Genomic DNA, 13,170 nt, shown 5'->3' on the forward strand with positions numbered 1-13,170 from the left:
TTACGGTTACCATTGTTCTAACGCGCGGATTCAGGGGGAAGACATGGTCTGGTGGTGGTGGATAATCCCGGCAATCGTCGGTGTGGCGGGCGTGATCTTCCTGTTCAGCGGTCTGGGCGCCTTCTTCCGGGGCCGGTTCCTGTCTGGCGGGCTGGGCGCCATCGGGGGTGGCGGTCTGGCGGCCGCAGCCGTGATCGCGGCCCTGCTGGGGATGAACGTCCAGACCTATGCCCGCCTGACCTATGAGCGCCCGGTCGCCACGATCCGGGTCAAGCAACTGGGACCCCAGTATTTCGAGACGACCGTGACCCAGCCGGCTGCGAGCGAGACCGGCGAGCCTGTATCGGCGACCTATCCACTGCATGGAGACGAATGGCGCATCGAGGCGCAGGTCCTGCGCTGGAAGCCGTGGGCCAATATCCTGGGTCTGGACACCCAGTACCGGCTGGACCGCCTGTCGGGTCGCTACCAGTCGATCCAGCAGGAGCGCGAGGGCATTCGCAGCGTCCACGCCCTGAGCGGCGGCGACCAGCCCGATGCCCTGTCCTGGCGGATCAATGCCTGGGACATGGCGCGCAAGTACCGCCGCTATGTCGATGCCGTCGACACCCTGTATGGGGGCGGTGCCTATATGCTGATGGCCGACGGGGCCGAGTATGAGGTCTGGATCACCCAGTCCGGCCTGATCGCCCGCCCGACCAATGAAGCCGCCCGGCAGGCCTCGTCCGAAGGCTGGACCGAGGTCAACTGATCCGTCGTCAGACCTGGCCCAGCGTGCGCAGGCGGGCGCGGGGGTGGATCTCGTTCTGGCTCATCACGACCGTCTGGCCCCGGAAGCGCTCGATGATCGAGCGCACATAGGGGCGCACCTGCGGGCCCGTCAGCAGGACGGCGGTCTCGCCCGCCATGGCCGCGCGCTCGAACACGTCGCGCGTCGCGCGGATAAAGTCCTGCAGGCGTGAGGGCGCCATGGCCAACTGCTTGTCCTCGCCCTGCCCCACCAGACTTTCGGCAAAGGCCTGCTCCCATTCGGGCGACAGGGTGACGATCGGCAGGGCGCCATCCTCGCCCTTGTGCTGCCAGCACAGCTGGCGGGCCAGCCGCGAGCGCACATGCTCCACCAGGATCGTCACCGAGCTGGTGTGAGGTGCCGCCTCGGCCAGACCTTCCAGGATGGCGGGCAGGTCGCGGATCGAGACCTTCTCCTTCAGGAGCGACTGCAGCACCCGCTGCAGGGTGGTGACGGTGACCGAGCCGGGGATCAGGTCCTCGACCAGCTTCTTCTCCTCGCCCTCCAGACCGTTCAGCAGCTTCTGCACCTCGGCATAGGACAACAGCTCGGCCATGTTCTCCTTGAGGATTTCGGTCAGGTGGGTGGTCAGCACGGTCGACGGGTCCACCACCGTATAGCCGCGGAAGGTCGCCTCCTCGCGCAGGGACTCGTCGATCCAGGTCGCGGGCAGGCCAAAGGCCGGCTCCTTGGTGTGCTCGCCGGGCAGCTCGACCTGACGGCCTGCCGGATCCATGGCCAGCAGTTGCCCGAGGCGCACCTCGCCGGTCCCGGCCTCCATCTCCTTGATGCGGATGGCATAGCCCTGGGTACCGAGCCGCATGTTGTCGAGGATGCGCACCGACGGCATGACGAAGCCGTACTCCTGCGCCAGCGAGCGGCGCAGCGCCCGGACCTGGTCCGTCAGACGGCGCCCCTCGAGATCATTGATCAGGGCCAGCAGCGAATAGCCCAGTTCGATCTTGACCTCGTCGATGTTGAGGGCGGTCTGGATGGGCTCCTCGACATCCTCGCGGGGCTTGGTGGATTCGGCCGCCTCGACCGGTTCGGGCTTCAGCCGGGCCCGGCCCAGCCGCCAGGCCATGAAGCCCGCGCCCGCCGCCAGGGCGAAGAAGGGCAGCAGCGGCATGCCCGGGATCAGGCCGATCAGGGCCGAGGCCCCGGCCACCATGCCGAGGCTGACAGGGTTGGTGGCCAGCTGGCTGACGAGCGCCTTGTCGGCCGAGCCCTCAACGCCGGCCTTCGACACCAGAAAGCCTGCGGCGATCGAGATAATGATGGCCGGCACCTGGGTGACAAGGCCGTCGCCGATGGTCAGCTGCACATAGGCCGTTGCGGCCTCGCCGATCGGCATGCCGTGCTGCAGCGTCCCGATCAGGATGCCGCCGATGATGTTGATGAAGACGATGATCAGGCCGGCCACGGCATCGCCGCGCACGAATTTCGAGGCACCGTCCATGGCGCCGAAGAAGGTGGATTCCTGCTCCAGCTCCTTGCGGCGGATCTTCGCCTGCGCCTCGTCGATCAGGCCCGCCGACAGGTCGGCGTCGATGGCCATCTGCTTGCCGGGCATCGAGTCGAGGGTGAAGCGGGCCGAGACTTCGGCGATCCGGGTAGAGCCCTTGGTGATGACAACGAAGTTCACCACCAGAATGATCGCAAAGACGATGATCCCGATGATGAAGCTGCCGCCCATCATCAGGGCGCCGAACGACTCGATCACCTTGCCGGCTGCATCGCCCCCCTCGTGACCGCTGGTCAGCACCAGCCGGGTCGAGGCCAGGTTCAGGCCCAGACGATAAAGGGTCGAGACCAGCAGCACGGTCGGAAAGATGGCGAAGTCCAGCGGCTTCTTCATCATCAGCGCCGTCATCAGGATCAGCACGCTGGAGATCAGCGAGATCGCCAGCAGCATGTCCATCAGGAAGGACGGGATCGGCAGGATCAGCAGCAGGATGACGCCGATCACGCCGACGGCCATGCCGACCTCGCCGCGCGCGATCCAGCCCAGCATGTCCTTGCCCGAAGGCCGGGCCATGCCGTCCTTCATCATGACGGGGGTATCAGTCATGTCCGGCCGCCATCAGAACGCGATGGACAGCCTCGGCCAGAATGACCTCGCCCTCGGCGAAGTCATCCGTCTCCGGCCCCTGATAGTAGGCCACGACATATACAGGCTGGTCGCGCGGCGGCAGCATCAGGCCGATGTCATTGACCGGGCCGGCGTTGCTGGTGCCGGTCTTGTGCGCAACGGTCCAGCCGAGCGGGGCGGCGGCCTTCAGCCGGTTCGGTCCTGTGGGGGTTTCGATCAGCCAGCTCATCAGCCGCTCGCGAGACGGCGGCGTCAGCAGGGTCGCATCGGGGGACAGCACCCGGCCGAGGTTGGCGGCGGTTTGCTCGGGCGTCGTCGTGTCGAGCTCATCGCCCACGCCGTTCAGGGCCGGTTCCAGCCGGTCCACACGCGTGACCGTATCGCCGATCCCGCGATACCAGGCCCGCCAGGCATCCAGACCGCCCATTTCGCGGATCAGGATATTGGCCGCCGGGTTGTCGCTCAGTTCGACCGTGGCCTTGCACAGCGCTTCAACCGACAGCGTCCTGCCCACCGCATCGCCGGTCACCGGCGCGTGGAAGACCATGTCGGCCTCGGTGATCGGGATCTCCCGATACAGCGGCATCTCGCCCCGGTCAGCCTGTTGCAAGACGGCAGCCGCCAGAAACAGCTTGAAGGTGGAGCAATAGGTGAAGCGCTCGGACGTGCGCCAGCCGACGGTATCGGCGCCCGCGACCTGAATACCCAGCCGACCGCCCTGACGGGCTTCCAGATCGCTCAGGTCGATTCCCGTGCCCCCACCTTGCGGCGAGGTCCCGGCCCCGGTGCAGCCGGTCAGGGTGAGCAGGCCCAAGCCCGTCAGAACGCTTCTGCGATCCACGCTCTCGCTCCCTAGCCGACGGCGGCGGCAATGCCGGACTGGGGCGCCGGGATCGGCGTGCCCTCGTCGGCGTATTCGTTCAGCTTGTTGCGCAGGGTGCGGATGGAAATGCCGAGGATGTTGGCCGCATGGGTGCGGTTGCCCAGGCAGTGCCCCAGGGTGTCGAGGATCAGCGTCTTTTCCATCTGGGCCACCGTCTGGCCGACATAGGCCCGGGTCACGGCATCGGCGGTCTGGGCCGCGCGACCGGCGGGGCCGGTGTCCTGCACGGCCCCAGTCAGGGGCTGACCGTCCGGCAGGCGGATGGCGTCGACGTCGATCTCCGGTCCCTGGGCCAGCAGCACCGCGCGGTGCATGGCGTTTTCCAGTTCCCGGACGTTGCCGTTCCAGCGGTGCGCCATCAGGGCACGGCGCGCATCAGCCGACAGCGGGCGGCCGGGCACGCCATTGGCCGTCGCATATTTCCGCACAAAGAAGTCCGCCAGCGCCGGAATATCCGCCGGACGCTCCCGCAGGCTGGGCAGGCGCAGGTTCACGACGTTCAGGCGATAGAGCAGGTCTTCCCGGAAGGTGCCTTCCGACACCGACCGCGCCAGATCGCGGTTGGAGGTGGCGATGATGCGGATATCGACCTTGACCGGCGTGGTGCCGCCCACGCGGTCGATGACCCGTTCTTGGAGCGCGCGCAGCAGCTTGGCCTGCAGGCGGACATCCATCTCGCTGATTTCGTCCAGCAGCAGGGTGCCGCCATCGGCCTCCTCGAACTTGCCGACGCGGCGGGCCACGGCGCCGGTGAAGGCGCCCTTCTCGTGGCCGAACAGCTCGGATTCCAGCAGATTGTCGGGAATGGCGGCGCAGTTGACGCTGATGAACGGTTTTTCGGCCCGGCGCGAGTTCTGATGCAGGTAGCGCGCCATGACTTCCTTGCCGACGCCGCTTTCCCCGGTGATCAGGATCGAGGCCTCCGAGCGCGCAACCTGATCGGCCAGACTGATCACCGCCTTCATCGACGGATCGGCCGAGATCAGGGGACGCTCGTCATCGGCCACGGCCGACAGGACGGCCGCGATCAGATCGGCTTCCGGCGGCAGGGGGATGAACTCCTTGGCCCCCGCGCGGATGGTGGCGGCGGCATCGTCCGGCCCGGCGTCGACGCCACAGGCGACCACCGGCACATGGATGCGCTCGGCCTCATTGGCTGCGATCAGGGCCGCGATATCGACGCGGTAATCGACCATCAGCAAATCCGCGCCCTGCCCTCGCCGGAGCTGTTCGGTGGCCTGATCGCCCCGCTCGACGTGATGCACCTTGGCGCCGTGCGCCATGGCCATTTTCACGGCCGAGGCCAGCTGCCCGCTCAGTCTGCCAACTACCAGAAGCCGCATGGGTCTTCTCCTCTAAATCTCACTGTCGGTCGCCGATCAGGCGCCCGCGTCCTCGGTCTTGATGATTTCCGTCATGGTCACGCCCAGCCGGTCCTCGACGACCACCACCTCGCCGCGCGCCACCAGTCGATTGTTGACGAAGATGTCGATCGCCTCGCCGACCTTGCGGTCCAGCTCCAGCACCGAGCCGCTGGTCAGCTTCAGCAGCTGGGCCACCGACATCTGGGACTTGCCCAGCACGGCCGAGATGTTCACCGGCACATCGAAAACGGGCGCCAGGTCGCTGGCGGACTTGTCCACGCTGTCATCGGCCGAGACGGGCTGGACCCCGTGATCGAATTCCTCGAGCGGCAGATTGTCGACGGTCATGAGTTCATCCCTTCGGACGAGGCTGAGGGTTCGGTTCGGTCGGCGGCCAGCGCCCGCGCAACGGCGGCTTCCAGCCGGGCATAGGCTTCGGCCGCATCAAAGGCGGCCCGGCCATCGGCCCATTCGAGTTCAAAGGCGGCGGTCGCCAGACCCGGTTCGTCGCGGAAGCGGACGGCACCGGCATAGCCCGTGCTGGCGCACAGCGCTTCGATCTCGCTGCGGGCCGCCTCATCCAGACCGGCCATGGCGACGACCAGTCGCGGCGAGGCGTCGATCTCGCGGCCCAGTTCCTCCAGCGCTGCCTGCAAGGCCGCGTGGGGCATGCGCTCCAGCGCGGTCGAGGCCAGCGCCCGGCCGGTCGCCAGCGCCAGTTCGGCCGTCTGCTCGCGATAGGTCTCGATCACCCCTCCGAGGCGCGGCAGGCTGGCGGCCAGCGCGGCGCTCAGGTCGGCGATGGCCTGCGCCCGACGGCTGTCCAGTTCGGCCAGGGCCTGGGCCCGGCCCTCGCTGCGAGCATCGGCCACCAGGGCCTCGACTTCGGCCGGTGAATAGGCCCGCTTGACCGGCTGCCAGGCCGAGGCGCGCACGACATTGCCGGTCGCGTCGAACTCGGTGTCGAAGGAGAAGGGCTGGGCGGGGATGGGGGCTACGGTCATCAGTAGATCAACTCGTCATCGCCGCCCTGGCCGACCAGCATTATCTCGCCCTTGGCGGCCAGATCCTTGGCGACCTGGACCATGGCCATCTGGGCGGCATCGACGTCCTTGAGGCGCACCGGCCCCATCGACTCCATGTCCTCGCGCATGATCTTGGAGGCGCGCTCGGACATGTTGCCGAAGAACAGTTCGCGCAGGGACTCGGACGCCCCTTTCAGCGCGAGGGCCAGCTGGTCCTTTTCGACCGCGCGCAGCAGGGTCTGGATGCCGCCGGGGTCCAGCTTGGCGAGGTCCTCGAACACGAACATCAGGGCGCGGATGCGCTCGGCAGCCTCGCGGTTGCGTTCCTCCAGCGCGCCGATGAAGCGCGCCTCGGTCTGGCGGTCGAAGCTGTTGAAAATGTCGGCCATCATCTCGTGGCTGTCGCGCTTGGAGGTGCGCGCCAGGTTCGACATGAATTCGGTCCGCAGGGTCTGTTCGATCTTGTCGAGGATTTCACGCTGGACCGGCTCCATGCGCAGCATGCGCTGGACGCACTCCATGGCGAAGTCCTCGGGCAGGGCCGTGAGAACGCGCGAGGCGTGGTCCGGCTTGATCTTCGACAGGACCACCGCGACCGTCTGGGGGTATTCGTTCTTCAGATAGTTGGCGAGGACCGCTTCGTTCACATTGCCCAGCTTGTCCCACATGGTCCGGCCGGCCGGACCGCGGATTTCCTCCATCAGGCCTTCGACCCGATCGGGCGGCATGAAGGAGGACAGCAGTTTCTGGGTCTGCTCGAAGCTGCCCATGACGGCGCCAGAGCCGGTCATGCCCGACACGAACTCCAGCAGCAGCTCCTCGACGACGGTCGAGCTGACCGTGCCCAGCGAGGCCATCGCCTGCGAGATTTCCTTGATCTCGTCGTCGTCCAGACCTTCCCACAGGCGGGTGTGGTCTTCGCCCAGCGACAGCAGCACCACGGCGGCCTTTTCCGGCCCGGTCAGCTTGCGGGCGTCGTCGACCGACGGCTTGCGGGCGACCATCCGTGCCATCAGCCTTCTTGCACCCAGTTACGGAGGATCGAGGTCGACTCCTCCGGGTGCCGCTCCACGAACTCCGAGACCTTCTTGACCGACGACGCCTTCACCTGGCCCTCGATGCGGGCGATATCCAGGCGCTGCTCCATGTCGCTGGGACCGGTCAGCTGGCCGGCCGCAGCCTGACCCGACGCACCGACCGGCATGGTCTGCACGGCGGTCACACCATTGCCGCCCGCTCCGGCGATCGCCGGCACACCGGCCGCGCCGCCGCCGGTCGTGGCCTTCAGCAGCGGCCGCAGCACGAACAGGATCAGCAGGATCCCGGTGATCAGCAGCACCAGCAACTCGATGCCGCGCATCATGTCGCTCCTGGTGAAGTCGAACAGGCCATTGCCTGCCTCGGTCCCGCCACCCGGCGCCGACTGACGGTTGAATTCGACATTGCTGACCCGGACCACATCGCCCCGCTCGGCGCTGAAGCCCACGGCCGCCTTCACCAGCTCCTCGATCTGGGCGATCTGTTCGGGCGAGCGCGGGGCATAGGTGGGCTCGGCGCCATCTTCACCGGGCGTCCAGACGCCATCGACCGCCACGGCCACCGCCAGCTTCTTGACCTCGCCCGGTTCACGGACGGTGGTCGTGGTGGTGTTCGAGATTTCGTAGTTGGTCGTCTCCGTCAGGTCCTCACGGGTCGAGCCCTCGGCCACCATGCCCGCTTCTTCGCCCCCCGGAATGTTCTCGGTCGCGGTCGCGCCTGCCAGCGACTGGCCGGTGGTGTCCTGCGAGGTCGAGCCGTTGGTGGCCATGGAGCGCACCACCTGGCCATCGGGGTCGAAGCGTTGCTCCTGGGTGGTCGAGCGGCTGTGATCGATCTCGGCGGTGACCTGCACCCGCGCGGCACCCGGGCCGACGATGCCCTGCACCACGTCCATGACCCGGGCCTGCAGCTGGGCCTCGGTGGTCGCTTTCATCCGGTCGGCGCTGGCGCCCGAGAAGCCGTCCTCGTCGCCGCCGGCCGCCAGCGTCCGGTTGGTGTCGTCCATCACCGTGACGCGGGTCGGCTTCAGGTTCGGCACACTGGACGCCACCAGCGAGCGAATGCCGCGGATCTGGTCGGCGGTCAGGTCGCGCCCGCCCAGCCCCACCACGACCGACGCCGTGGGCTCGGCCGCCTCGGCCTGGAACAGGGCCCGCTCGGGCAGGGCGATCAGCACGCGCGCCATGGTGACCCCGCGCAGGGTCATGATGTTGCGCGCCAGTTCGCCTTCCAGCGCGCGTTTGGCGTTCAGGTTCTGCTGGAACTCGGTCTGGCCCAGCACCGACTGGTTGTCGAAGATCTCGTAGCCGACCGAGCCACTGGTCACGATGCCCTTGCCGGCGACCAGCATACGGGCCGTGCCCACCTCGTCGCGGCTGACGAAGATGGTCGAGCCGTCGCCGCGCGACGAATATTTGATGCCCGCCGTATCGAGGGCCGAGGTGATCTCGGCGGCCTCGCGCAGGTCCAGATTGGAATAGAGCAAGGCATCAGGGGCCTGGCCGATGCGCAGCATCAGCACTACGAGCACCGCAGCCACCCCGGCGGCAACCCCCGCCAGGGCAGCCAGCCGCCCGATCCCAAACCTTTGCACCGCCGCTGAAAAGCCGCCCACGCGCGCCTCTACACCCCTACTCACAGGCGACACGCCCGCTAGGCAGAAAGTGCCGCCCCCATAGTAAACGGCGCGTTAAGAGACGGGGCAGAAAGGTGCTTAAGCGGGTTTAACCCTGCCCGGTCATGCGGCCCGGGCGCGCGCCTTCTCGTCGGCCGCAGCCTGGATGCGGGCCTCGGCGATGGAGTCGGCGACCTCGTGCGTGGGGCGTTGCTCGCGCTCCGAACGCTCCAGCACCTCGCCCAGGGTCTCCATCAGGCGGGCCAGCTTGCCCTCGACCCAGGCCGGGTCATAGGCGCCGCCGCTGTTCCGCGCCGCCATTTCCGACGCCACATTGATGATGCCGCCGCCGTTGACGACATAGTCGGGGGCATACAGCACGCCGCGCTCGAACAGGATGCGGCCGATCTCGGGCGTAGCCAGCTGGTTGTTCGCGGCGCCGACCACGGCCTTGGCCGACAACCGGTCCAGGGTTTGCGGGTTCAGCGTCGCGCCCAGCGCGCAGGGCGCATAGATGTCGGCCTTGACGTCATAGATGGCGTCCGGAGCCACGACCTCGGCGCCGGTGCGGGCCGCGACCTCTTCCAGCAGGCCGGTGTTGACGTCGGTCATCACCAGTTTGGCGCCAGCCTTGTGCAGCTTGTCCGCCAGATAGCCGCCCACGTGGCCGATGCCCTGCACCGCAACAGTCAGGCCGGTCAGGTCGTCCTGCTTCCACAGGCGGCGGGCAACCGTCAGGGTCGAGCGGAACACGCCCTCGGCGGTCACGGGGCTGGGATCGCCCGAGCCTTCCTTGCCGCCCGACAGGCCGACGACATATTCGGTTTCCTTGCGGGCCTCGGCGATATCCTCGACCGAGACGCCGACGTCCTCCGCGGCGTAATAGATGCCGCCCAGGGTGTTGATGGCGCGACCGAAAGCCTGGAACAGCTCCGGCGTCTTCTGGGTCCGGCTGTCGCCGATGATCACCGACTTGCCGCCACCCATCTCCAGATCGGCCACGGCATTCTTGTAGCTCATGCCGCGCGACAGACGCAGCACGTCCTCCAGCGCCTCGGCGGCCGTGGAGTAATTCCACATGCGCGTGCCGCCCACGGCAGGACCGCGCGCGGTCGAGTGCACCGCAGCAATAGCTTTGAGGCCGGTCTTTTCGTCATAGAAGGCGTGCACGCCCTCATGGTTCGCGAACGACGGCGAATCGAACAGTGTCATGCCCTTTACGAGCCTTTCCCGGGTATTTTTGTTGCGGGCGCTGATACGCGGGTTACCCGGGCGGAGCAAGCTTGACCTTACGCTGCGTCACGCGGTTCAGGGAACGCGGATCGCCCCCGATCCCGAAGGCAGGGCCGCCCGGGTATCCCGCAGCCAGGCCTCGACGTCCTGAAACACCCGCACAGCCTGAAGATCGCGGTTCAGGATGTGGTATCCGTCCTCATAGAAGGCGGTGCGCAGGTTCGGCATCGGGCTGGCTCGCCCAAGGGCCTGATGGACCGCCCGGTCCGGCACCAGATCGTCGTGCGCCCCGTACAGGAACAGGGTGGGCACCCGCACCTGTCCCAAGCCCTGCCCGGCGTCCTCCATCAGGTCCACGAGGCCATACAGCACGTCGAAGCGCGTCGTCAGCGTCTGGTCTGGATCGCGGCCGCTCCGGATCAGCTCCATCAGATTGTCGCTGGCCAGCACCTGATCCGCCGCCCATTCCGGCGGCTCCAGCGCCACGTCGCCGAAGGTCCAGGCCGCAACCGACAGGGACATGCGGTACAGCAGCGGCTGGCTGGACCAGCCCCAGACCGCCGGCGCCAGCAGGATCAGGCGGTCGGCGTCAGGGGGCCTCTCCGAGGCGAAGGCCGTGATGCCCACGGCGCCGCCCATGCTCTCCCCCGCAACCGCGATCAGCGCCCCAGGGTGCCGCGCCCGGACCAGGGCCACCACCTCACCCAGGTCCTGCGCCATCAGGTCCCCGGCCCACAGCCCGGGCCCTGGCGCGTCGCCAAAGCCGCGCTGGTCATAGGCATAGGTGGCAATGCCGCGCTCGGCCCACCAGGGTCCGGCCAGACGGAAGGCCGCCCGTGAATCGTTGATGCCATGCAGGGCGACGATCACCGCCCAGGGCTCACCGTTCTCCGGTGCCCAGTGCAGATAGGGCAAGGCGGCACCGTCCGGCATGAGGAACCGGTCTTCCGTCATGCTGGCGGACCCCAGGCGCTCGGGCGGGACCAGCGGCGACTGGACATAGGGCCCCGCGCACCCCGTCAGGGCCAGGGCGAGGATCAGCAGCAGGGATCGCCTCACGATCCGCACACCGACTGCCCCGGATCAGTCCGCATCGTCCGCGGCCGGCGGATTCGCCCGGGCATGGGCCTCGGCCTCTTCCGCCGTCGGCAGGCGCAGGCGCGTCACCCCCTTGAAGCTGGACGGGTCGACCGGCTTGCCCTTCTTGGTGATCACCAGCCGCCCCTGCCGCATCATCCCCAGCGCGGTCGTGCGAACGCGTGGCAGCATGCGCTGCCACTGCTCGGGCTGGAGGATCTTGGCCACGTCGGCCGGTTCGATGCTCTTGCCGGGGCCCAGCGCTTCGAGTTTTTCGAGAATGGTAGCTTCGATGGGGTCGCTCATTGCCCCTATATGCGGCATTGCGGGACGAAGAAGAAGCAGAGGATCACCATGGTCGCCAAGATCACCGTTACCGAGGGCGAGTTCGCCGGCTGGAAGACCTATGACCTGCACGGCACCTTCGATCAGGTGGTGGGCCCCTTCTACTTCCGGCCGGACCCGGACGGGCGGATGCGCTGCGCCTTCCGGGCCGAGCCCAAGCACATGAATGCGGGTGGGCGGATGCACGGCGGATGCCTCATGACCTTTGCCGACATCGCCCTGTTCCAGACGGCCTATCAGGAGATGGAGGGCGCCTCGGGCGTCACCGTCCAGCTGGACTCCACCTTCATTGACGGGGCCTATGTCGGCGAACTGGTCGAGGCGACCGGTGAGGTGATCCGCGCCGGCCGCAGCCTGATCTTCGTCCGCGGCCAGATCAATGCCGGCGAGCGGGTGCTGATGACCTTCTCGGGCGTCATCCGGAAATTCAAACCGCGAACTTGACTGTCGGCAGGCAACTATCCCTCAGTCCTCAGGACGCAATGGCCTTGGGCATCGACAAGACCCGTGGCCCCGATGAGGTGAGGGTGGCCGCCATGGAGACGACAGGACCAGCTTCGACCTCAGCCGGTCGGGGAACGGGGCCAGGCTGGCGGTACAGAAATGTTCTGGCCGGTGACCCCGCGCCCACCTTCCGTCAGAGATCCAGCGGCAACCCCGACTACGTGTTCGGCAGCGCCGCAGGCCGCTATCTGGTGCTTTGCTTCTTCCAGTCCAGCACGGACGAGCAGGGCCGTTGCGCCCTGTCGATCCTGGCGGACCATCGCGCCCTGTTCGACGACGCCAAGGCGTCCTTCTTCGGAGTGTCGGTCGACCCTGCCGATGAGCAGCGCCTGGAGCAGAGCCTGCCGGGGGTGCGGTGGTTTTTTGACCACGACCTGAAAATCAGCCGCCTTTACGGGGCGGCATCGCTGGAGGACGGGGGGCCGCCTCGACGCCTCTGGGTCGTCGTCGATCCGACGCTCAGGGTGGCCGCCGTGATCCCGATGAGGTCGGATGGCGCGGATCGGGACGAGCTGATCCGCCTCATCAAGGCGCTACCCCCGATCGGCATGCTGGGCGGGATGGAGACCACCGCGCCCATCCTTCACTTGCCGAACGTGTTTGAAGCCGCGCTCTGCGAGCAGTTGATTGGCGCGTACCGTGCCAAGGGGGGCGAGCCGTCCGGTTTCATGGTCGAGCGAGACGGCAAGACGGTCGTGGCAACCGATCCGAACCACAAGCGCCGTCGAGACCTGCTTCTGGGCGACCCCGCGCTGATCCGCGCCGCGCGAGAGCGTATCCACCGTAGGATCGTCCCGGAAATCAAGAAGGTTCATCAGTTCAACGTGACGCGCATGGAGCGCTATCTGGTGGCGCTGTACGATGAAGCGGAACGCGGGCATTTCAGGGCGCACCGCGACAACACGACCAAGGGAACGGCGCACCGTCGCTTCGCCGTGTCCATCAATCTGAACGACGACTTCGATGGCGGAGAGATCGGCTTCCCGGAATATGGACCTCGCACGTACAAGCCGCAGCGGGGGGCTGCGATCGTGTTTTCGTGCTCACTGCTGCACGCCGTGTCGCCGGTCACGCGCGGGGAGCGGTTCGCCTTCCTGCCGTTTCTCTACGACGACGCCGCCGCGAAAGTGCGGGAAGCGAATATGCCATTCCTGGAAAACGGAAATGCCAGCTATCGCGCCTAGTCCGCGCGTGTGAAACGCCT

Annotated in this window: 13 protein-coding genes; 3 read left to right on the forward strand and 10 right to left on the reverse strand. The window is 67.3% G+C overall.

All coding sequences use genetic code 11. The features are described from left to right. Positions 1–43 precede the first annotated feature (43 nt). Positions 44–751 (forward strand): hypothetical protein, encoded by a 708-nt coding sequence (locus J7346_RS00110; protein WP_209116559.1) that lies wholly within the window; start codon positions 44–46, stop codon positions 749–751. A gap of 7 nt (positions 752–758) precedes the next feature. On the opposite strand, the gene flhA is transcribed toward J7346_RS00110, so the two are convergent. From flhA to J7346_RS00160, 10 genes are all read right to left on the reverse strand, one after another. Further along, on the reverse strand, positions 759–2,843 hold the full coding sequence (gene flhA / locus J7346_RS00115) for a flagellar biosynthesis protein FlhA (protein WP_245157553.1): 2,085 nt from the start codon (positions 2,841–2,843) through the stop codon (positions 759–761). 10 nt (positions 2,844–2,853) lie between these two features. Further along, the gene (bla, locus tag J7346_RS00120) at positions 2,854–3,723 is read right to left on the reverse strand and encodes a class A beta-lactamase (protein WP_209116563.1); all 870 of its coding nucleotides are present in this window, start codon (positions 3,721–3,723) and stop codon (positions 2,854–2,856) included. An 11-nt stretch (positions 3,724–3,734) separates the two neighbouring features. Beyond that, the gene (locus J7346_RS00125) at positions 3,735–5,108 is read right to left on the reverse strand and encodes a sigma-54 dependent transcriptional regulator (protein WP_209116565.1); all 1,374 of its coding nucleotides are present in this window, start codon (positions 5,106–5,108) and stop codon (positions 3,735–3,737) included. A gap of 36 nt (positions 5,109–5,144) precedes the next feature. Then, positions 5,145–5,477: a flagellar motor switch protein FliN gene (gene fliN, locus J7346_RS00130; protein ID WP_209116567.1), complete on the reverse strand. Its 333-nt coding sequence runs from the start codon at positions 5,475–5,477 to the stop codon at positions 5,145–5,147. After that, positions 5,474–6,133, reverse strand: coding sequence for a flagellar assembly protein FlbE (locus tag J7346_RS00135; protein ID WP_245157522.1), 660 nt, complete (start codon positions 6,131–6,133; stop codon positions 5,474–5,476). Before J7346_RS00135 ends, fliN begins: the two co-directional genes overlap by 4 nt. Continuing rightward, complete coding sequence (gene fliG / locus J7346_RS00140; protein WP_209117284.1) at positions 6,133–7,158, reverse strand: flagellar motor switch protein FliG; 1,026 nt, start codon at positions 7,156–7,158, stop codon at positions 6,133–6,135. Before fliG ends, J7346_RS00135 begins: the two co-directional genes overlap by 1 nt. Before the next feature lie 8 nt (positions 7,159–7,166). Then, the gene (gene fliF / locus J7346_RS00145) at positions 7,167–8,807 is read right to left on the reverse strand and encodes a flagellar basal-body MS-ring/collar protein FliF (RefSeq protein WP_209116569.1); all 1,641 of its coding nucleotides are present in this window, start codon (positions 8,805–8,807) and stop codon (positions 7,167–7,169) included. 123 nt (positions 8,808–8,930) lie between these two features. After that, complete coding sequence (locus J7346_RS00150; RefSeq protein WP_209116571.1) at positions 8,931–10,019, reverse strand: Glu/Leu/Phe/Val dehydrogenase; 1,089 nt, start codon at positions 10,017–10,019, stop codon at positions 8,931–8,933. Positions 10,020–10,115: 96 nt separating this feature from the next. Next, positions 10,116–11,099: an alpha/beta fold hydrolase gene (locus tag J7346_RS00155; protein ID WP_348521426.1), complete on the reverse strand. Its 984-nt coding sequence runs from the start codon at positions 11,097–11,099 to the stop codon at positions 10,116–10,118. A gap of 24 nt (positions 11,100–11,123) precedes the next feature. Beyond that, entirely contained in the window at positions 11,124–11,423 is a 300-nt protein-coding gene (locus J7346_RS00160; RefSeq protein ID WP_209116573.1) for a DUF3253 domain-containing protein, read from the reverse strand. Between the two features lie 48 nt (positions 11,424–11,471). Between J7346_RS00160 and J7346_RS00165 the strand changes: the two genes are divergently transcribed. Next, complete coding sequence (locus J7346_RS00165; protein WP_209116575.1) at positions 11,472–11,906, forward strand: PaaI family thioesterase; 435 nt, start codon at positions 11,472–11,474, stop codon at positions 11,904–11,906. 44 nt (positions 11,907–11,950) lie between these two features. Further along, positions 11,951–13,150 carry a 2OG-Fe(II) oxygenase gene (locus J7346_RS00170; RefSeq protein ID WP_245157523.1) on the forward strand — a complete coding sequence of 400 codons (1,200 nt, stop codon included), beginning with the start codon at positions 11,951–11,953 and terminating at the stop codon, positions 13,148–13,150. The last annotated feature ends 20 nt before the right edge of the window (positions 13,151–13,170 follow it).

Origin of the sequence: Brevundimonas sp. A19_0, assembly GCF_017744255.1 — a bacterium.
Lineage (GTDB): Bacteria > Pseudomonadota > Alphaproteobacteria > Caulobacterales > Caulobacteraceae > Brevundimonas.